Here is a 20,334-nt window from a genome sequence, read left to right as displayed (position 1 = left end):
TATGGAAAAAACAGCCATGATACAGACGGCTCAGGAAATGGTGGAGAGCTTTGTGGACCTCCCTACCATTCCCCAGGTGGCCACCAGGGTCATCGAACTCCTGGACCGGCCGGGAGTCGAGCTTGATGAGGTGGCCGATATGATCCTCGCCGACCAGGTGCTGGCGGCGCGCGTCATCAGGATGGTCAACTCCCCCATCTACCGCCCAGCCCACGAGATAAAATCGGTGAAGCGCGCCCTCATCTACCTCGGCTTCCGTCACATCCGCGAGCTTGCCTTCACCTGCTCCTTTGTCGACATCTTCCAGGGGCGGGACGGCATCTTCGACATCAAGTCCTTCTGGGAGCATTCCTTCGGCGTCGGGGTGGTGGCGAAGATCATCGCGCAGCGCGTGCGCTACCCGGACACCGAGAAGGCGTACCTTGTCGGTATCGTGCACGACATAGGGGAGGTCTTCCTCTCCTACTACAAGCAGGACACCTTCCGGCTTCTTCTCGACTCCGTGAAGGGGCTCCCCTTCCGGCTCGGCGAGAAGGAAGTGGAGTTCTTCGGCACCTCCCACAACGAGGTCGGGTACTGCCTGGCGAGAAAGTGGAATTTCCCGAAGGACTACTGCGAGGCGATCGCGCTGCACCACGCCCCTGGGGAGGCGATGCTCGACCCCACGCTGTGCGCCATCGTCAATCTCGCCGACCTCTTCTGCTCGGTCTGCCAGCTCGACTACGGCGGGAGCTCCTGGGTCTCCTTCAACCTGGCGGAGGAGCCCGCCTGGTCCATACTGAAAGGGTTCGCCCCCCATCTCGCGGACCTCGATGTAGAGCGTTTCTGCTATGAGCTCGAGGACCGCGTGCCGGAGATACAGGAGCTGGTCCAGTCCATATTCCAAGGGATAGGAGCGAAATAGCACCATGATGCCGACACCACGAGAAAGCAAGCTTCGGGTCCTTATCGTAGACGACTCGTCCTTCATGCGGATGGCGATTCGCGGCGTGCTCTCCCGCGCGCCCAACGTCGAGATCGTGGGCATCGCCTCCGACGGGGTGGAAGGGGTGGAGAAGGCTCTCGCCCTGAAGCCAGACCTCATCACCATGGACGTGGAGATGCCGCGCCTGGACGGCATCAGCGCCCTGAAACAGATCATGGCGAAGCAGCCGACCCGGGTGCTCATGGTCTCGACACTGACATGCGAAGGGGCGAAGGCCACCTTCGAGGCGCTGGAGGCGGGGGCTGTGGACTACGTCTCCAAGAACGTCAGCGACTCGAAGGACGCGCAGAGCACCTTCCAGGGAGAGCTTCTCTCCAAGGTGCGTGAGGCCTCAGTTTCTGCTGTGCCGAAAAAAGCTCTTGGGATCGAGAGGCCGCGCATCGTGCGTCCCGCAGAGGTGCGCCCGTCGCGCTTTGCCCACAGGAAGATCGGCTTTGTGGGGATAGGCGCCTCCACCGGAGGTCCCGTCGCGCTCCAGGAGGTTATCTCCCGCATCCCGGTGAACTTCCCGCACGGCATCGTCGTGGCCATTCACATGCCGAAAGCCTTCACCGGCCCCTACGCCGACCGCCTCAACGCCAGGTGCTCCCTCTCCATCAGGGAAGCGGCGGACGGCGACATCGTGCGCGGCGGCGAGGTCCTCATCGCCCCCGGCGGGCGGCACACAGCCATCGTGCGCCAGGGAAACAACCTGGTGGTGCGCACCTCGCCGACAACGGAACACCCGCAATACATATACATCCCCTCCGTCGACCACCTGATCACCACGATGTCGGAGGCGAGCAACGGCGCCATGCTCGGCGTCATCCTCACCGGAATGGGGAATGACGGTTTGAAGGGGATGAAGCATCTGAAGGGGAAAGGGGGGGTTACCCTGGTGCAGAACGAGGAGACCTCCACCATCTACGGGATGCCGCGAGCCTGCATCGAAGGTGGCGTGGCGGATGTGGTGCTCCCTCTGGAGCAGATCGGTTTCGAGATAGGAAAGATAGGGAGCTAGCCCCTCTAGCGCCTGCAGTACAGCGCTACACCCTCCGGCAGCGACTCCGCGCGGCAGCCTGAGAAGCCTTCCCTCTTGACGCGGAAAAGGAGTGCGGTCGCCGCTATCGGCAGACAGCGCGGAAAGAAGACCCGCACCTCTCCCCCTTCCTTTCCTGCCCCCCGCAGCGGCGAGTACGGACAGGAGGCGCTTGCCAGACTGCGCGACGGACGAAGCAGCGCGTCAAAAATGACGGTGGCCGTCTCCGCCAGCGAGCTTTCTTCCCCTTCCCTCTTTTTCTCCGTCATAATCCCTACCCTTGGTCAATAATTTGAAGCTGCTGCACCGCCTGTCAAAACCAGCGGATCACCTCATTCTCCACGTCGATCTGGTAGCGCTGCCTGCCGAGGAAATCCATCCCCAGAAAGCCGTCAAAACCCTGGTCGCTCCCGTTGTACGGAAAGAACTCCAGCTCGAAGGAAGGGAGCGCCCGACTACCGACCGCCACGACATCGACGGTCGCCAGCTTCGAGTGCAGCACCCTGCCGTCCGCTACCTCCACCAGCGACCCCCTGGCACGAGTGAGGTCCACTCCGAGTTTCGCCGCGAACTGCTCGCCGAGTGCAGTTCGGGTCGACCCGGTGTCGAGGAGGAGGGTAACCTTTACCGACTCCCCTCCGTTTTTCACGATAACCGGCACCAAGACCTGGCTCGCCACCACCTTTATCTTCGTAAGGTGCTCCCCCATTTCCACCTTCATGGCGCGCTTCGCCGGTGCCTCGGCGCCCGGGGCTCCGTTCTCATGGGGAACCGGCGGTCGATACGGCGTGATCTCCAGTGGCTGCGACACCGTCGTCTCGCTCCGCGCCCCGGGCCCCCCGTCCCTGCTAAGGACCGAGGTACGCTTCGGAGGCTGCAGGGAAAGGAGGAGGTAGCTTATCAGCACGACTGAAACGGCTGCCGTGCCGGCTATGTACCACCCTATCCCTGACGACCCCTGCGCGGCGCCCTCTTCGCGCTGCGACTGCGACAGTACCTGTTTCGCGTAGCCGGTCAGCTTCTTCTCCAGCACCGGGTCGGAACACCCTTCCGCGACCTCCACGAGCAGACTCACCAGATCGCGCGTCCCGCTCTTTACCCGCACCAGCGGGAGGGCGAGAAAGACGATGAGGTCCAGCGCCGCGCTTTGCCCCTTCAGATAGCGCTCCGACCTCCCCGGCTTCCCCATCTCCGCAAGTACCAGGTCGTTCAGCTGATAGAGCCCCTGAACGAGAATCTCGGTACGCGCCTCCTCGTCATGGGTGGCAGAAAGCTCCCCTTCCACCTGCGCCCGTATCTCCTGGCAGCGCTGAGGGATGTCCATGGCAGGCTCCGGAACGATGATCGCAGAGGCCGCTCCCCCTCCGCGAATGCAGTTCATATTCTAGCGTAGAAAGGAGCGGGCGGGAGGGTGGTCCATCATTCCTTCATGCCGTACAGCGCCCCCCTCCTCCCCACCAGGCTGTCGACGGTGCGCCCCACGAACCAGAGGGAGACGACGGCGGCGATCCAGGTGATGACGAGGAACCCCCACCATACGCCGTACAGCCCCCAGCCGAAGCTCTCTGCAAAGAGGAAGAAGACCGGGACAGGGAGGACGACCTGCCGTACCATCCCGATCACCAGGGGGAAGAGGGGCCTCCTGAGCCCCTGGAGCGCCGAGACGCTGGAGTAGAGGATCGAATAGGCGATGAGGACGAAGCACTCGATCCTCAGGAAGGAGACCCCGGTAGCAATGACGGCGGGATCGCTGGTAAAGAGCTCCATGAGGGGCGCTGCACAGAGATAGATAAGGCCGGTGCCCAGGAGCATGAAAAGGGATCCCCCCCCGTAAGCCAGGCGGATCGTCTGCATCACCCGCTCCACCTTTCCGGCGCCGCTGTTCTGGGCCACCAGCGCAAGGACCGCAACGTTCATCCCGAGGGCGGGGAGAAGCGCCAGCTGCTCGATGCGCGTCCCGATCCCGTAGGCGGCGACCGCACTCCCGCCAAAGCGCCCGATGAACCAGGTGATGACGAAGATGCCGCTGGCAATGGTAAGGACGTTGAGCCCCGAGGGGAATCCCTGCTGCGCGAGCGCCAGGTAGGCGCGCCCCTGGGGGATCAGCTGCCACCATCGAAAGCCCGCCAGCATCCCGCTCTTCGCCACGCGCCTCAGGAGGTAGCAATTCCCCAGAAACTGCACCACAACGGTCGACCAGGAGATGCCCGCAACGCCGAGGGGCGGAATGCCGGCGCTTCCGAAGAGGAACCAGGGGTCGAGGACCAGGTTTACCAGAAAGGAGCAGATAAGGAAGTTGCGGTAACTGCGGCTGTCCCCGGTGGCGTTCAGGATGGCATTCAGCACGAAGTTGATGATGAAGAAGACGCTCCCCACGAAAAGGGGGGAGATGTAGGAGACGGCGAGGGAGAGGGTGGTCCCCCCGGCTCCCATGATGCGGAAGAGGTGCGGGGCGCTCAGGAGTCCTACTATGGTGACCAGTACGGAGTTGGCCAGAGCAAACGATATCCCCTGGCTCGCCAGGAGGCGCGCCTCCTCCCGGTTCCCTCCTCCCAGTGCATGGCCTATGAGGGCGGTGGTGCCGGTAGAGATGCCGGAGCCGTTGGCTATGATCAGGAAGAAGACGGGGAAGGAAAGAGAGAGGGCGGCCAGCGCCTCGGTGGAGACCTGCCCGGCATAGAAGGTGTCCACCACGTTGAACATGGTGTTGAAGAAGAAGCCGGTGCCGGCGGGAACGGCCAGCTTTCGCAGCAGTGCCGGGATCGGATGGCTTACCAGTTCGTGCTGCACGTGCATGGGACCTCTGGGCTCAAACGGGAGTGAACCCAGTGTAGCACAGACGGCTTCCGGGGCGAAGTTCTCAACAATCGTACATGTGGTACATGTAGGCCGGAATAAGCGCAGCGTTTCCGGCATTCGCCGGCGCGGGCTGCGTCGGTGGTGGACTGCCGGGAACGCCTGCGGCTTATCCCGGCCTACATGGACCGAATCTGCAGCCGGCGAGGCCAGCAAAAAAAAAAAGAGCGGACACGAGGCCCGCTCTACCAAACTCAATTGTATGTCACTCTTACGACTTTGCCTTCCCTGCGACCTGAACCCTGATCACCGCGCGCTCGAGAGCGGCTTCGGCGACGCGGAAATTGTGGTCTTCCGGGGAGAGGGTCTTCAGAGCCTCTTCAGCACGGCCCATGGCAGTCCTTGCGCGCTCCAGGTCGATCTCGTCGGCACGCTCGGCGGTCTCCACCAGCACGGTGACCTTGTCGTCCTCGACCTCGAAGTACCCCCAGTTCACAGCAAGGTGATGCACCTTCCCGTCCTGCTTGTAGGCAAGCTCGCCGATCTTCAGGGAGGTCAAAAAAGGCGCGTGGCCCGGGAGTACCCCGAACTCGCCGAGTGCACCGTTGGCGGTGATCTCGTCCACCTCTTCCGAAAGGACCTTCCGGTACGGCGTAATCAGCTCAATCTTCAGTTTTTCAGCCATATTAACCTCAAAAGGCGAAAGGGGAGGGGAAGGCATGCGCCCTCCCCTCTACTTGTGCCTGTAATTAATTACACAGCAAGCTTTTTGGCTTTCTCGATGGCCTCTTCGATCGGGCCGACCATGTAGAAGGCCTGCTCGGGCAGGTCGTCGTGCTTGCCGGCAACGATCTCGGCAAAGCCCTTGATGGTGTCCTTCAGCTCGACGTACTTGCCGGGGGAGCCGGTGAAGGCTTCCGCGACGTGGAACGGCTGGGAGAGGAACCTCTGGATCTTCCTGGCGCGGGCAACGACCAGCTTGTCCTCCTCGGAGAGCTCGTCCATACCGAGGATCGCGATGATGTCCTGGAGATCCTTGTACTTCTGGAGGACGTACTGTACCTGGCGGGCAACCTTGTAGTGCTCCTCGCCGATAACCTGCGGGTCGAGAATCCTGGAGGTGGAGTCCAGCGGGTCCACTGCCGGGTAGATCCCGAGCTCGGCGATCTGACGGGAAAGAACGGTCGTCGCGTCGAGGTGGGCGAAGGCGGTTGCCGGAGCCGGGTCGGTAAGGTCGTCGGCCGGTACGTAGATCGCCTGAACGGAGGTGATGGAGCCCTTGGTGGTGGAGGTGATGCGCTCCTGGAGCTCGCCCATCTCGGTTGCCAGGGTCGGCTGGTAACCAACGGCGGAAGGGATACGGCCGAGGAGTGCGGAAACCTCGGAACCCGCCTGGGTGAAGCGGAAGATGTTGTCGATGAAGAGGAGAACGTCCTGCCCTTCTTCGTCACGGAAGTACTCTGCGATGGAGAGCGCGGAGAGAGCAACGCGGGCACGTGCCCCCGGGGGCTCGTTCATCTGGCCGTACACGAGGGAGGCCTTGTCGAGAACGCCGGACTCCTTCATTTCCATCCAGAGGTCGTTCCCTTCACGGGTACGCTCGCCGACGCCTGCGAAAACGGAGAAACCGCCGTGCTGCTTCGCGATGTTGTTGATGAGCTCCATGATGAGAACGGTCTTGCCGACGCCTGCGCCGCCGAACAGACCGATCTTGCCGCCCCTTGCGTACGGTGCGAGGAGGTCGACGACCTTGATGCCGGTGGTGAACGCCTCGACCTTGGTGGACTGCTCAACGAAGGCCGGAGCGTCGCGGTGGATGCCGTACTCTTTCTCGTTCCCTACCGGACCCATCTCGTCCACCGGCTCGCCGATGACGTTGAGGATGCGCCCCAGGGTCTTGCGACCGACCGGAACGGAGATCTGCTTGCCGGTGTCCAGAACCTTCTGGCCGCGCACCAGACCGTCGGTGGAGTCCATTGCGATGGTACGGACGGCGTTCTCACCCAGGTGCTGAGCAACTTCCAGAACCAGGTTGTTCTCCTGGTCGTCGATCGCCGGGTTGGTCACCCTGAGGGCGTTGTAGATCGGCGGCAGTTTGCCGGGCTCGAACTCGACGTCGATGACGGCGCCGATGACCTGCGATATTTTTCCGAAGTTCTGACTCATTGTAACCTCTTCCTCCTGCGGCCTTGGAGGCCACTATTTTTAAAGTGTTAGCCTTTAATCGATTCCGAACCGGAGATGATCTCCATGAGCTCCGTGGTGATGGCTGCCTGACGCGCACGGTTGTACATGAGGGTCAGTTTGCCGATCATCTCGGTTGCGTTCTTGGAGGCGCTGTCCATCGCGGTCATCCTGGCGCCGTGCTCTGCTGCGACCGACTCGAGGAGGGCCTTGAAGACCTGGACCTCGATGTGCTTCGGAAGCAGTTCGTCCAAGAGCGCTCCCTTGGACGGCTCGTAGATGTACTCGCGGGCCGGCTCATCTGTTTCGGCAGCCACCGCAGGTGCAATCGGAAGGAGCTTCTCCAGGGTGATGTCCTGGCTCATGACGCTTCTGAAGGCGTTGTACAGGACGTAGACTTCATCGTACTCTTCTGCCAGGTACCCCTCGATGAGCTCGGAGGCCACCATTGCGGCGGTCTGGTAGTTGAGGGCGGCGAAGATGTTGCCGTGGTGCTTGCGGACGGTGTGGCGGTTCCTAAGGAACTCGTTCCCTTTTCTCCCGATGGTGACGAGGGAAATCTCCTTGGACTGCCCGGCACGCTCGTGGATGAAGCGCTCCGCCGCCTTGGAGATGTTGGCGTTGAAGCCGCCGCACAGCCCGCGGTCAGAGGTGACCACCACCAGAAGCACCCTGCCGCCGTCCCGCGGAGTCATCAGCGGGGAGGCGTCAGCATCCTGCGTGAGCGCCAGGCGCTCCAACACCTCGGCGAGCTTGCCGGCGTAGGGGCGCGCCGCGACCACGTTTTCCTGGGCGCGACGCAGCTTCGCCGCCGAGACCATCTTCATGGCCTTGGTGATCTGCCTGGTATTTTTGACAGAAACGATACGTTTCTTGATTGCTTTCAGGTTCGCCATTACGCTTTCCGTCCTTGATTAGGCAGTAAATTCCTTCTTGAACTCTTCCAGCGATGCCACGATCGTAGCCTTCAGGGCGTCGTCGATCGCCTTCTTCTCACGGAGTTCCTTGAGAACGTCGGCCTTCCTCGCGTCGAAGAAAGCGTACAGTTCCTGCTCGTAACGACCCAGCACGTTGACCGGGTAGTCGTCGACGAAGCCGTTGTTGGCTGCGAAGATGACCAGAACCTGCTTCTCGTTCGGGATCGGACGGTACTGCGGCTGCTTGAGGATCTCAACCAGACGGGCGCCGCGGGCGAGCTGCATCTGGGTCGCCTTGTCGAGGTCGGAACCGAACTGGGCGAATGCCGCCATCTCGCGGTACTGGGCGAGTGCGAGGCGCAGCGTACCGGCAACCTGCTTCATCGCCTTTACCTGTGCGGAGCCGCCGACGCGGGAAACGGAGAGACCGACGTTGATCGCCGGGCGGACGCCGGAGTAGAAGAGGTCGCTCTCCAGGTAGATCTGACCGTCCGTAATGGAAATAACGTTGGTCGGGATGTACGCGGAAACGTCACCTGCCTGGGTCTCGATGACCGGCAGAGCGGTCAGGGAGCCGGCACCGCACTCGTCGGAAACCTTGCACGCACGCTCGAGGAGACGGCTGTGGAGGTAGAAGACGTCGCCCGGGTATGCTTCACGCCCCGGCGGACGGCGGAGAAGGAGCGAAAGCTGGCGGTATGCCACTGCCTGCTTGGAAAGGTCATCGTAGATGATGAGGGCGTGCTTGCCGGAGTCGCGGAAGAACTCGCCCATGGTGACGCCGGTGTACGGTGCGATGAACTGCAGCGGTGCCGGCTCGGAAGCGGAAGCGGCGACGACGATGGTGTAGTCCATTGCGCCGTGCTCTTTCAGCTTGGAAACGACCTGGGCAACCGTGGAGCGCTTCTGGCCGATCGCGACGTAGATGCACACCACGTCACCGCCCTTCTGGTTGATGATGGTGTCGATGGCGACGGCGGTCTTGCCGGTCTGGCGGTCGCCGATGATGAGCTCGCGCTGGCCGCGCCCGATCGGAACCATGGAGTCGATAGCCTTGAGACCGGTCTGCATCGGCTGGTGAACCGACTTGCGCTTTACGATACCGGGGGCCTTCACTTCCACCTTGCCGAAGGTGGTGGTGTTGATCGGGCCGAGGCCGTCGATCGGCTGGCCGATAGCGTCGACAACGCGGCCGATGAGGGCCTCGCCAACCGGAACCTCAACGATCCTGCCGGTCAGCTTGACGGAGTCGCCTTCCTTGATCTCGGAGAAGTCACCGAGGATCGCAGCACCGACGTTGTCCTCTTCGAGGTTGAGCACCATGCCGCTGATGCCGCCCGGGAACTCGAGGAGCTCGCCGGCCATCGCCTTGTCAAGACCATGAATACGTGCGATACCGTCACCGATGGAGATAATGGTGCCGGTCTCGGCCACCGCTACCTCGGTGCCGTACTCCTTGATCTGCTTCCTGATAATCTGGCTGATTTCTTCCGCTTTGATTTCCATAGAACCGTCTCACCCCTTCTGTAATATATCCTGAAGTCTAGCTAACTGTGTCTTCACGCTTCCGTCGAATACCTTATCGCCGATCTTGGCTACCACGCCGCCGATGAGCGACGGATCAACTTCCAGCTTGAGCTCAACCTTCTTGCCGGTTGCTTTCGCCAGAGCGCCCTTGATCTCCTCGACCTGGGCCGGCTCCAGCGGGAGACCGGAGGTCACCACCGGGCGGATAACGCCGGAAAGCTCGTCGGCGAAGGCGCCGTAGCGGGTTGCGATCTCCGGAACGACGGAGATGCGGCCGCGCTCAAGAAGGAGCATGAGCAGGTTGGATACCGTGGTGGAGAGTCCGAGCTTCGCGACCATCTCCTTCAGGATCTCAGCCTTCTTTTCAACACCGTAGGCGGGGTTGGCAAACACCGCTCCCAGTTCACGGTTCTCGGCGAGAAGTCCGCTGAAGCGGGTGAGCTCAGTGTTGTACTTCTCCACTGCCCCCTCTTCAGAGCCTATCTGCACGAGGGCTTTTGCATAACGTTTGGCAATAGCGTTTGCGCTCAATGTAGAGTCACCACCTTGGAAATATAGTCGCCCACCAGTTTGTCCTGGTCGCCCTTTGCAATGTTTGCTTTGATCTTCTGCTCTGCGAGTTCAACCGCGAGCTTCGCCGCTTCGGCACGGAGTTCAGCCCTCGCCTTCTGCACTTCCTGGTTGGCGGCAGCCTCAGCCTGCTCCAGGATGCGGGCGGCGGTGGTCTGCGCCTCGGCGATGATGCGCTCCTTCTCGAGCTCACCCTCACGCTTCATGTTTGCCGACATCTCCTCGATGTCCTTGTTGGCGCGGGCCAGCTTGTCGCTGTACTCGTTGAACTTCGCCTCGGCGAGCTCCCTTGCGGCGACCGCTTCCTTCAGCTGACGCTCGATGGTGCTGCGGCGTGCGGCGAGGGTCCCCTTCATGTCCGCCTTCTTGATGGCGTACACGAGGATGCCGGCGAGGACCGCAAAGTCGACGCAGCGCCACATGAAGTCCTTCATCTGGGCGGCCTTGTCGACGTGGTGCGCACCCTCCTCGGCGCAGTAGCCGATGGCGCACAGCCCCACGATAAGGGCGAAGGGAACGGCTGCTACCGCTATCCGGGTAATCTTCTTTCTTTGCATGCTACAAACTCCTCCCCAGGACTTTCTCACAGATCTCGGCAGACAGGGTCTGAGCGCTGTCCTTCAGGAGCTGGCGTGCATCTTCAGCTTCCTTGGCCACGCGCGCCTTGATGGCGGAGACCTTCTCGGTGGCCTCGTCCTTCGCCTTCTCGAGGATTGCCGTCTCCTGGGCGACCGCTTCCTTCTTCAGGGCGCCACGCTCGTCGGCGGCGCTGCTGCGGATCGCACGCAGGCGTGCCTCGTACTCGGCCATCTTTTCCTGCACCTCGGCGTCAACGGCAGCACTTTTCTCCTTGGCCCCGGAGATCTCGGCAGTTCTCTGGGCAAGCACTTTTCTGACGGGCTTGTACAGGAACTGATTGAGCAAAAGCATCAGGACCAGGAAATTGACCAGCTGGATTACAAACGTGATGTCTAAGTTGATCACCAAACCACCTCTTGCCGTTTCATTTTTGAGCTATTCAATGATGCGAATACAATATAGCCTTGGCGCAAAACAGGGGATAACTAACACAAAACCCCCGTACTGTCAAGCAGTCTATCGGGTTTTAATTCACCCGCGGTATACACGAGAGGTCGTCGTTGAGCTGTCGTATCGGGAAGGGATCCTTCAGTGAAGGAAAGAAGTATGAAGGGTGGAGCGACGGACTCCGGACGAGCTTCAGTTGCCCTCAAGGCGTCGACAGCCGAGGGCAATGCAGCTGCATGTTATCAGTGTTTCGCACCGGGCGAAAGCATAAAATTAAAAAAAAGGAACAAAGTCTCGTCTGAAGCTGGTGAAGGATTAAGATCAGCCTCCCTCACACTCAGGAGCGGCTCCCGTTTATGAGCTTTTGATGGCTCTGAGCATGCGGGGCCCGCGCCCTAGAGGTTGAGCAGGTCGATGATCCTCGTCAACTCCTTCATGTCGCCGAAGCTGATCTCCAGCTTTCCACCGCGGCCGCTGCGGCGGATCGCCACCTTCGCCTGGAAATGCCGCTGCAGGCGCTCCATGAGGTCCTGCTCCTCCCCGTCGCGCGCCGGCACCCTCTTTTTGGGGGCGGCCGCCGACTTCGCCTTCTTCACCAGCGCTTCCGCCTGACGCACGGAGAGGTGGTTCTTCACGATCTCGTCGCGCGCTTCCTTCTGCGCCTCCAGGGTCTCCAGGGTGAGGAGCGCCCGGGCATGCCCCATCGATATGCGGTCTTCGGCGAGGTCGCGCTTGATCTCGTGCGGGAGTTTCAGGAGCCTGAGGGCGTTGGCGATCGTCGAGCGCTCCTTTCCCACCCTCTTGGCGAGCTCTTCCTGTGAAAGGGAAAAGCGCTCCAGGAGCTGGCGGTATGCCTCGGCCTCCTCCACCGCGTTCAGGTCCTCGCGCTGGATGTTCTCGATCAGGGCCATTTCCAGGGCCGTCTCCTCGGAGACGTCCTGGATCACCACCGGCACCTCGCGAAGCCCCGCCTTCTGCGCCGCGCGCCAGCGCCTCTCCCCCGCGATCAGGAGGTAGTGGTCACCCTTTCGCACCACGACCAGGGGCTGGATGATCCCCTTTTCCCGGATGGACGCCGCAAGCTCCTCGAGCTTCTCGTTCACGAAGGTCTTGCGCGGCTGGTCCTTGTTCGGCTTTATGTCCTCGATCGGGCAGGAGAAGTACTTTTTCCCCTGCTCCTCCACCACCGGCAGGAGCGCTCCCATTCCTTTCCCGAGTCCCATCTTTTTAACCACCATGTGCAGCCTCCCGAACTATGATCTCCTTGGCCAGTTCCATGTAGCTCATGGCACCGCGCGAGGTGATGTCGTAGAGCACGATCGGCTTGCCGTGGGAGGGAGCCTCGGAAAGCCGCACATTGCGGGGAATCACCGTGGCGAACGTTTCCTTTTTGAAGTGTGCCCTGATCTCCTCGCTCACCTGGCGCGACAGGTTGTTGCGCGCGTCGAACATGGTGAGGAGGATTCCCTCGATGTAGAGCGGACTGTTCAGCCCCTGCTGGATCAGCGAAATGGTCTTCAGAATCTGTGAAAGCCCCTCCATCGCGTAGAACTCGCACTGCAGCGGGATCAGGACGGAATCCGCCGCAGTCATGGCGTTGATGGTCAGAAGGGAGAGCGAAGGGGGGCAATCTATAAAAATATAGTCGTAGGAGTCGGAGAGAGTCGCCAGCACCTTCTTCAGCCTGCGCTCGCGCCCGCTCATGCCGGCGAGCTCGAGCTCGGCCCCGGCGAGGTCGGAGGTGGCGGGGAGAAGGTGCAGATAGGGGAGCTCCGTCTGCAGCACGATGGAGGAAGGGGCCGCGTCGTTGATGAGGCAGTCGTAGACGCTCTCCTCGAGGGCACCCTTGTCGACCCCTACGCCGCTTCCGGCGTTCCCCTGCGGATCGAGGTCCACCAGGAGCACGCGCCGTTCGGCCACGGCGAGAGAGGCGGCGACATTGACTGCCGTCGTGGTCTTTCCCACCCCTCCTTTTTGATTTGCCACACAGATTATCTTTGCCATTTTCAGGTTCCAGGTTGTTGTACCGCCGCCGATACGGGGAAGGCAGCCAGCGAAAGACCAGAAAAATTAACACACCGCCGACGCTATGGAAAGTCTTTTCTCACCCCGAAGGGCGTCCTCGCTTTGGCTGTCTTTGACTTAGGTCAAGGCAACTCCCTTCTGTTGCCGCTACTGTGCCTTCAGCAATGGGCTCGCCACTGCAGATCAAAGAACGAAGGAGTCAACGTGAAGACATCTACCCTCCTGATAACGCTGCTACTCGGTGCAGTGCAGGCGCAAGCCTTTGAGTGCAACGAATGCCACAGCAAGAATCCCGCGATGGTGCGCATGCACCAGGCATTGAAGGGTAAGAACTGCTTTGACTGCCACAAGATCGGCGAGAAGCTGATGGGAAAAGGGGTACCGCGCAATCGCGAGGCGCAGATGAGCCGCCGGGTCAGCGATCCCCTCTGCACTTCCTGCCACAAGAACTAGCCTTCAAGAGTCCCCCTTTCGAGGGGAGGGCGGGGCGGGGATGTCGTAGATCCGCGTAGTCAAAAGCATCCCTCTCCTGCTCTCCCCTCGAATCCTTTCGCCCCTCCCCCGCCGCACCGTTCGAAACAAGTTGCCAATTCCTTTCGCCTCTCCTAAGATGGCCTGTTGTAATTCAGCGGAGGCCGGGTCTATGGCAGACATCCTGGTGATCACAGACCAGCAGAGAGTATCCGAACTCTTCACCCGGGCGAGCAGCGCGCTGGAGAACCGGCTGCGCATTGTGCCCACGCTCGCGCAAGGTGAAGAGGAGATAGCCGCCGCGCCCCCTTCCCACGCCTTCGTGCAGGGCACGATCTCCGGCGTGAGCGGGGACGAGGTGCTGGCGTACCTCAACAGGCTCCTCCCTCCGACGACGAAGGTCGTGCTGCTGGCTGCCGACCGCGACAGTGCCGACCGCATCCGATGTGAAACGCTAGTTACGGCGCAGGACGACGCGGCGCTCGAGCGAGCCATCACGGCCTGCATAACATTGGGCGCCATAGAGTCGGCACGTGAAAAGGGCGATGCTGCGGCTCCGGCGCCCGCTGAAGCCGCAAGGGACCTGCTTTTCTCCGCGCATCATGATGAAGGGGATGGAAGCGGGCGCAGCAGCCGCGGCGTGTGGTATGTCGCCGCCCTCATAGCCGCCATCGGGACTGGAGCCATCGCCGCCCATCTCGTCAAACATCCCGCCCCTCCAGCCACCGTCGCGCAGGTAACGCCGCAGCGAATAGCTCCGGCGGCGCCGCAGGCAGCGACTCCCGCACCGGCCCCGCAACCAGGGTCCGCCCAGGAGAAGCTGCGGGAGGTACCGGCCGCTGCGCCGGCGGATCGACGTATTTCGCACCTGGTGCGGGAGGGGGACACGATCTGGAAGATTCTGGCGTCCCACGGAATCGGCGAGAGTGCCGGAGCCCCGCTCCTTCCGGAGATAAAGCGGCTGAACCATCTAAGGGAACTGGAGCGGCTGAAGCCGGGGCAGACTCTGGTCATCCCCCTCGACAAACGGTGAGTGTCACCGAGAGGCGCGGGACGGCCGCCCCTCCGGTGTGCTAGAGTAAATTGCATTGCAGTCATCAGAAAGGAGCAAGAACAAATGGCCAAGGAGCTATACGTCGGCAAACTGTCGTACGACGCCACCGAAGAGGACCTGAAGAGGGTCTTTTCCGTCTCGGGAACCGTTACCTCGGTCCATATTATCACCGACCCCCACACGGGGCAGTCGAAAGGGTGCGCCTACGTGAGGATGTCCACTGAAGCCGAGGCGAAGGATGCCATCCTTTCCCTCGACGGCGCCATCGTCATGGACCGCACCATCACCGTCTCCATCGCGACGCCGCAGAAGCACACGACCGCCGGGTACAAGCCGGGAAGCCGCGGTGCGGGGAAGCGCCCCGGCGGGTTCAGCCGTGGCGGCTCCGCAAAGCCGGGGAGGAAGTAGGCACCTTGTGCGTGAGCGGGGCCTCCCTCCCGCCATGCACGCCGCATTTTCAGTACGAATCCACCTTTGTTGCCCACGCAGTGTGAATCAGTGATCCTCTCCGATACCATCAACAATTTCCCCAACTCCCCCGGCGTCTACATCATGAAGGACGAGAAGGGGACCGTCCTCTATGTCGGGAAGGCGCGCGACCTCAAGAAGCGGGTGAAGAGCTACTTCAAGCCTGCCCAGGACGCGCGCTACCAGATCCGCTTCCTCATGCAGCGCGTCTGCGCCCTCGAGTACATCGTCACCGACACCGAAAAAGAAGCGCTGATCCTCGAAAACACGCTCATCAAGCAGCACCGCCCGCGCTACAACATCAACCTGCGCGACGACAAGACGTATTTCTCGCTGCGCATGGACATGAAGGAAGAATTCCCGCGCCTCTCCATCGTGCGCAAGGTCCCTTCCGATGGCGCCCGCTACTTTGGCCCATACTCCTCGGCGGTGGCGGCACGCGAGGTCATGAAGCAGCTGTACAAGATCTTCCCGCTGCGCCACTACCCGATGGAGGCGTGCCGACGCCGCAACCGTCCCTGCCTCTTCTACCAGATGAAGCAGTGCGCCGCCCCGTGCCACAACAAGATCACGGCGGAAGAGTATATGGCGCTCGCCGAGGGAGCCGCCCTCTTCCTCGAGGGGAAGAACACCGAGATCGCGCGGATGTTCCGCACGAAGATGAACAAGGCGTCCGAGGAGATGCAGTACGAGGAGGCGGCCCGCTACCGAGACCTCGTCCGCTACATCGAGATGACCGTGGAGCGCCAGAAGGTCGTCGCGCGCGGCGGGGACAGCGATGTTTTCTCCTTTTGCCGGGAAGGGGACGACGTGCAGATCGCCCTTCTGCACATCCGCGGCGGCGCCCTCACCGGAAGCCGCAACTTCTGCTTCGCCTGGGAGATGGAGACGGAAGAGGGACTCGCCTCCTTCCTCAACGAGTACTACGGCCAGGGAACCCCGATCCCGCCGGAGATACTCCTCCCGATCCCGATCCCGGAGCCGGACGCTCTGGAGGAACTTCTCTCGGAGGTTTCCGGAAAGAGGGTGCGCATCGCGGTGCCGCAGCGCGGCGCGAAGCTCGATATGGTGAAGCTTGCCGAGAAAAATGCCCTGACCGCGGCAAAGGAGCGCGCGGCGAAGGAGGGGGAGACGACGAAAGTGCTGTCGGAGCTTGCCGACAAGCTCGCCCTCCCCGCCCCCCCGTCGCGCATCGAGTGCTACGACATCTCCAACATCCAGGGGGAGATGGCGGTGGGGAGCCGCGTCGTCTTTGTGGACGGCAAGGCGCAGAAATCGCTGTACCGGCGCTACCGCATCCGCGAGGTGCTGCAGTCCGACGACTTCGGGATGATGCGGGAGGTGCTGTCGCGCCGCTTTTCCGGCGGCGAGGAGAAGGAAGCCTTTCCCGATCTCATCGTGGTGGACGGCGGCATCGGGCAGCTCAATGTCCTGACTTCGGTCCTGAGGGAGCTGGACGTCTCAGGGGTGCAGGCCGCGGGGCTCGCCAAGAGCCGGGTCGAGCGGGAGATGGAGCAGGCGGAGATAAAGAGAAGCGAGGAGAGGGTCTTTCTCCCCGGGCGGAAGAACCCGGTGTCGATGCGCCAGAACTCCCCCGCGCTCCTCCTGCTGGCGCGGATTCGCGACGAGGCGCACCGCTTTGCCATCACCTACCACAAAGCGATACGGAGCAAGAAGATCACGACCTCGGAGCTGGAAAATGTGCCGGGGATCGGGCCGAAGAGGAAGAAGGCCCTGCTGATGCATTTCGGGAGCCTGAGGAAAGTGCAGGAGGCCTCCCTCGCAGAGCTCGAAGCGGTTCCGGGGCTGGGGGGGAGCGCCGCGCAGGCGGTGTACGAGAGGCTGCATCCAGCGGTACCGCTGTCAGACCAGTCAGACCAGTCAGACCAGTCGGACTAGTCGGACGAGCCACAAAAAGGTGGCCCAAAAGCGAAAAGCGGCGAGGTTTCCACCTCGCCGCTTTTTCTTTCTCTACCCTTTTTTCAGATCGTGCAGTATGAGCTTTGCCACCGCCTTCAGCGTCTCGAAGACCCCCTCGCCGGTCGTGGCGCACGCCTCGAAATCGGGCACTCCCGTCGGATTCAGTTCCCGCCTCAACTCCTCCACGCTCACCAGGTTCGGCAGGTCGCGCTTGTTGTACTGGACAACGTAGGGGATCTTGTCCAGATCGTACCCCTGCTCCTCCAGGTTGATGCGCAGGTTCTCCACCGACTCGATGTTGGCATCCATCCGCTCTTCCTGCGAGTCCGCCACGAACACCACCCCGTCCACACCTTTCAGGATCAGCTTTCGCGACGCATCGTAGAAGACCTGCCCGGGAACCGTGTAGAGATGAAAGCGCGTCTTGAAGCCGCGGATCTCGCCCAGTGCCAGAGGGAGGAAGTCGAAGAAGAGGGTACGCTCGGTCTCGGTGGCGAGGCTGATCATCTTCCCCTTCGCTTCCGGCGCGGTCTTCTGGTAGACGTACTGCAGGTTCGTCGTTTTGCCGCAGAGGCCGGGGCCGTAGTAAACGATCTTGCAGTTGATTTCTCGGGAAGCGTAGTTGATGAAAGACATCCGGCGTTACCTCGTTCTTCTATAATGTCCTTCCCGTCGCCGGTGCCGCCAGGGGGCGGTTGCGACAGGAATCACCATGACCATGGTGCGGGCCGGTTTCCTTCTCAGGAACCTGAACGTGTGCAGGAGCGGGAGATGGTCCCGTGTCAGTTGAAAAGATTGTCGATGTCGTCGTCGGTGATCTCGGCAAAGGGGAAGTCGCTCTCGCCGCTCTTCTCCTTCTCTGCCGCCTTTTCCGTCAGTCGGCCGAAGATGGCGCTCAGCTCCTCGGAGGCCTTCTTCACCCTCAGGCGAACCAGGCCCAGGGAAGAGCGGCTGTCGAAGAGGACGACCAGAATTACCCTGCCGGCGACGATGGAGATGTGAAGGTTGTCCTTCTCCCCTTCGTGAAAGAGGATGGAGAATTCCTTCTCGCCGATGAGCTTCGCGAGGCCGCCGGTGGCGGCGATGTTCCCTGCGGTCAGGGAGGCAAGGGAGGTGGTGTCGAAACGCTCGGTCTCGCCGCACCCCGTGATAAGTTGGCCGTTCTTGTCCACCAGGAAGATGACCTTGGCGTTCGCTTCCCGCAAAAGCTTCTCAATGACAGCATTTATCTGTTGGAATTCCTCATCGTACATAACCATCTGAGGATTCGCCATGGTGACTCCTTGTGTGGAAATATTTTCGGCCAGCGGACGTTATAGCAAATGTGCTGGGCCATTTCAAGATTCTTGGGCGCAGGAGGCAAGTCGGTGAGGGGGACAGTCCCCTTAATCAGGGGGACTGTCCCCTTTCACTGTCCCCTTCGACGCTCCACTCGACTGCGGCTGCTATACCCCCGCGATCCCCCGCGCGGCGCTCAGCAAGGAGTTCACCTGCTCGATGTTCCCCGCCTCGCTGTACAGCCTCAGCACCGGCTCCGTCCCGGAGGGGCGGATCAGGAGCCAGGAGCGATCGGCAAAGATGAACTTGAAGCCGTCCCTGAAGTTCGTCTCCACAACCTTCAGCCCCGCGATGGTATCGATCCCGCCGGCGGAGAGCTCGCGCACCAGCCGCTCTTTCGCGGACTGCTCTATACCGAGGTCGATGCGGGAGTAGTAGAAGTGCCCGATCTCGTCCATCGTCTCTTCCAGGAGCTGGCGCAGCCCCTTGCCGCTCGTCGCCATCGCCTCGAGGAGGAGAAGCCCCATGAGGATCCCGTCGCGCTCCGGGATGTGCCCCTTGACGCCGAGGCCGCCGGACTCCTCGCCACCCATGAGGATGTCGTGTTCCAGCATCAGCTCGCAGATGTGCTTGAAGCCGATCGGGGTCTCGTACAGGGGAAGCCCGTACTTCTCCGCGAGGAGATCGATCATCCTCGTGGTGGAAACCGTCTTCACCACACCCCCCCGCACCCCTTTTCGCTCGTAGAGATGGCGCAGGAGGACCGTGAATATCTTGTGCGATGAGAAGAACTCGCCGCTCTCGTCGACGGCGCCTATGCGGTCCGCGTCACCGTCCAGCGCGAGCCCCACCTTGAACTTGCCGCTGGCGACGAGGGCGCCGAGCTCCTCGAGGTGCTCCGCAATCGGCTCAGGCGGATGCCCGCCGAAGGAGGGGTTCTCGGTGCCGTTTATTTCCACGAGCCCCGGGACCAGCTTCGGCAGGATGCCGCACCCGGCGCCGAACATCGGATCGACGACCGCAGCGATCCCGCTCCCCCGGATCGCCTCGATGTCCACGTAGCGCTCCAACTGGGCCAGGTACGGGGCGGAGGCATCGAAGCGCCGCACCATCCCGGAGGCGAGCGCGTCGGCGAGCGGGATCGACTCGACCCTGCGGCCGCTGGCCATGTTCTCCGCCACGACAGCCTCGAGCGCCTTCGTGGTGCTCGGGCGTGCGGAGCCGCCGAATGCTTCCTTTATCTTGAAACCGTTGTAGCGGGGGGGATTGTGACTTGCGGTGATCATGACGCCGGCGCCTGCGCCGCGCTCGAATACCGCCCAGGAAACCGCCGGGGTGGGGGCGTGGCCATCGGAGAGCTCCACGCGGATATCATTGCCCGCCGCGATCTCCGCGACCCTCTCGGCAAATTCCCTGGAGAGGAAGCGCCTGTCGTACCCTATCACCAGCCCCTTCTGCGCCAGCCCTTCACGGTGCAGGTAGTCCATGGTGGCCTGCGCCACCAGTGAGAGATTGTCAAAAGTAAAGGTGTCGGCGATGACGCCACGCCAGCCGTCGGTTCCGAATTGTATCTGCACGCCAGCTATACCTCCTGGTAAGTTTTTTTGGTCGCCGTCGCGGCGAGTCACCTGCTTTTTCCGGTCTCAGGGAACCAGAATTCGAGTGCCCCAAAGGAGTAGGCACGGCTATCACGTCCCCCCCTTTGCGAAGGTTCATCCGAGAACTCCGGGGGAGCGTGAGTACATTGCCACGAAGCACTGTAAAAGGCCTGACGTTCCCCCCTTTGCGAAGGGGGGGCAGGGGGGATTTGATCTTCAAGTCTCGTCCAGGCGCAGCCCCTTTAACAGTACATCTCGGTCATCGGACCGTAGTGCTGCCGCACCCTAAAGATCAACGACATAGGCACCACCAGTTTTTTTGCGAACTGGGATCAAAGATATTGCTCTTGAGACCACAGCAGTTGCGCACTTTGCGGGACGCTGGTGGCCAAGGCAAATCCCCCCTGTCCCCCCTTCGCAAAGGGGGGGACGCGAGGCCCGCGCCTCTTTGCAAAGGGGGGGACTAGAGTTCGCGTGCATCGGTGAAATGCTTTCCT

21 protein-coding genes are annotated in these 20,334 nt (G+C 61.7%); 6 read left to right on the top strand and 15 right to left on the bottom strand.

All coding sequences use genetic code 11. From position 1 onward, the window contains the following. Window position 1: 1 nt before the first annotated feature. Window positions 2-904, top strand: coding sequence for an HDOD domain-containing protein (locus LPW11_RS08920; RefSeq protein WP_230997772.1), 903 nt, complete (start codon window positions 2-4; stop codon window positions 902-904). Window positions 905-911: 7 nt separating this feature from the next. Beyond that, window positions 912-1,985, top strand: coding sequence for a protein-glutamate methylesterase/protein-glutamine glutaminase (locus LPW11_RS08915; RefSeq protein ID WP_442899821.1), 1,074 nt, complete (start codon window positions 912-914; stop codon window positions 1,983-1,985). A gap of 5 nt (window positions 1,986-1,990) precedes the next feature. On the opposite strand, the gene LPW11_RS08910 is transcribed toward LPW11_RS08915, so the two are convergent. From LPW11_RS08910 to LPW11_RS08855, 12 genes are all read right to left on the bottom strand, one after another. Next, entirely contained in the window at window positions 1,991-2,272 is a 282-nt protein-coding gene (locus LPW11_RS08910; RefSeq protein ID WP_230997770.1) for a hypothetical protein, read from the bottom strand. A 44-nt stretch (window positions 2,273-2,316) separates the two neighbouring features. Further along, entirely contained in the window at window positions 2,317-3,327 is a 1,011-nt protein-coding gene (locus tag LPW11_RS08905; protein ID WP_230997769.1) for a retropepsin-like aspartic protease, read from the bottom strand. 95 nt (window positions 3,328-3,422) lie between these two features. Next, complete coding sequence (locus tag LPW11_RS08900) at window positions 3,423-4,799, bottom strand: MATE family efflux transporter (protein WP_230997768.1); 1,377 nt, start codon at window positions 4,797-4,799, stop codon at window positions 3,423-3,425. A 271-nt stretch (window positions 4,800-5,070) separates the two neighbouring features. Continuing rightward, window positions 5,071-5,484 carry a F0F1 ATP synthase subunit epsilon gene (locus LPW11_RS08895; RefSeq protein ID WP_230997767.1) on the bottom strand — a complete coding sequence of 138 codons (414 nt, stop codon included), beginning with the start codon at window positions 5,482-5,484 and terminating at the stop codon, window positions 5,071-5,073. A 68-nt stretch (window positions 5,485-5,552) separates the two neighbouring features. After that, a complete protein-coding gene (gene atpD, locus LPW11_RS08890; RefSeq protein WP_230997766.1) occupies window positions 5,553-6,965 on the bottom strand; it encodes a F0F1 ATP synthase subunit beta in 1,413 nt (470 codons plus the stop codon). Window positions 6,966-7,012: 47 nt separating this feature from the next. Next, on the bottom strand, window positions 7,013-7,879 hold the full coding sequence (gene atpG, locus LPW11_RS08885) for an ATP synthase F1 subunit gamma (protein ID WP_230997765.1): 867 nt from the start codon (window positions 7,877-7,879) through the stop codon (window positions 7,013-7,015). Between the two features lie 18 nt (window positions 7,880-7,897). After that, complete coding sequence (atpA, locus tag LPW11_RS08880; protein ID WP_230997764.1) at window positions 7,898-9,406, bottom strand: F0F1 ATP synthase subunit alpha; 1,509 nt, start codon at window positions 9,404-9,406, stop codon at window positions 7,898-7,900. Between the two features lie 9 nt (window positions 9,407-9,415). After that, entirely contained in the window at window positions 9,416-9,958 is a 543-nt protein-coding gene (gene atpH / locus LPW11_RS08875) for an ATP synthase F1 subunit delta (protein ID WP_230997763.1), read from the bottom strand. Beyond that, a complete protein-coding gene (locus LPW11_RS08870) occupies window positions 9,955-10,554 on the bottom strand; it encodes an ATP synthase F0 subunit B (RefSeq protein ID WP_230997762.1) in 600 nt (199 codons plus the stop codon). The genes atpH and LPW11_RS08870 overlap by 4 nt, the downstream gene beginning before the upstream one ends. A gap of 1 nt (window position 10,555) precedes the next feature. Continuing rightward, window positions 10,556-10,981 carry an ATP synthase F0 subunit B gene (locus tag LPW11_RS08865; RefSeq protein WP_230997761.1) on the bottom strand — a complete coding sequence of 142 codons (426 nt, stop codon included), beginning with the start codon at window positions 10,979-10,981 and terminating at the stop codon, window positions 10,556-10,558. 437 nt (window positions 10,982-11,418) lie between these two features. Further along, window positions 11,419-12,258 carry a ParB/RepB/Spo0J family partition protein gene (locus tag LPW11_RS08860; protein ID WP_230998267.1) on the bottom strand — a complete coding sequence of 280 codons (840 nt, stop codon included), beginning with the start codon at window positions 12,256-12,258 and terminating at the stop codon, window positions 11,419-11,421. Next, complete coding sequence (locus LPW11_RS08855) at window positions 12,251-13,027, bottom strand: ParA family protein (protein ID WP_230997760.1); 777 nt, start codon at window positions 13,025-13,027, stop codon at window positions 12,251-12,253. Before LPW11_RS08855 ends, LPW11_RS08860 begins: the two co-directional genes overlap by 8 nt. A 225-nt stretch (window positions 13,028-13,252) precedes the next feature. Here LPW11_RS08855 and LPW11_RS08850 point away from each other — a divergent pair, with 225 nt between their 5' ends. The 4 genes from LPW11_RS08850 (at window position 13,253) to uvrC (ending at window position 16,940) form a co-directional block, all read left to right on the top strand. Beyond that, window positions 13,253-13,501 carry a cytochrome c3 family protein gene (locus LPW11_RS08850; RefSeq protein WP_230997759.1) on the top strand — a complete coding sequence of 83 codons (249 nt, stop codon included), beginning with the start codon at window positions 13,253-13,255 and terminating at the stop codon, window positions 13,499-13,501. A gap of 190 nt (window positions 13,502-13,691) precedes the next feature. After that, entirely contained in the window at window positions 13,692-14,552 is an 861-nt protein-coding gene (locus LPW11_RS08845; protein WP_230997758.1) for a LysM peptidoglycan-binding domain-containing protein, read from the top strand. An 84-nt stretch (window positions 14,553-14,636) separates the two neighbouring features. Further along, complete coding sequence (locus LPW11_RS08840) at window positions 14,637-14,981, top strand: RNA recognition motif domain-containing protein (protein ID WP_230997757.1); 345 nt, start codon at window positions 14,637-14,639, stop codon at window positions 14,979-14,981. A gap of 90 nt (window positions 14,982-15,071) precedes the next feature. After that, a complete protein-coding gene (gene uvrC, locus LPW11_RS08835) occupies window positions 15,072-16,940 on the top strand; it encodes an excinuclease ABC subunit UvrC (protein WP_269145398.1) in 1,869 nt (622 codons plus the stop codon). Between the two features lie 72 nt (window positions 16,941-17,012). Here uvrC and LPW11_RS08830 read toward each other — a convergent pair whose 3' ends face one another. The 3 genes from LPW11_RS08830 to LPW11_RS08820 form a co-directional block, all read right to left on the bottom strand. After that, a complete protein-coding gene (locus LPW11_RS08830; RefSeq protein WP_230997756.1) occupies window positions 17,013-17,597 on the bottom strand; it encodes a GTP-binding protein in 585 nt (194 codons plus the stop codon). Window positions 17,598-17,743: 146 nt separating this feature from the next. Continuing rightward, a complete protein-coding gene (locus tag LPW11_RS08825) occupies window positions 17,744-18,235 on the bottom strand; it encodes a roadblock/LC7 domain-containing protein (protein WP_230997755.1) in 492 nt (163 codons plus the stop codon). A 171-nt stretch (window positions 18,236-18,406) separates the two neighbouring features. After that, complete coding sequence (locus LPW11_RS08820) at window positions 18,407-19,816, bottom strand: phosphoglucomutase/phosphomannomutase family protein (RefSeq protein ID WP_230997754.1); 1,410 nt, start codon at window positions 19,814-19,816, stop codon at window positions 18,407-18,409. Window positions 19,817-20,334: the final 518 nt, after the last annotated feature.

Origin of the sequence: Geomonas sp. RF6 (assembly GCF_021044625.1) — a bacterium.
Classification (GTDB): Bacteria; Desulfobacterota; Desulfuromonadia; order Geobacterales; family Geobacteraceae; genus RF6.
Note: the sequence above shows the minus strand (reverse complement) of the source record. Positions and strands in the feature narration are given on the sequence as shown.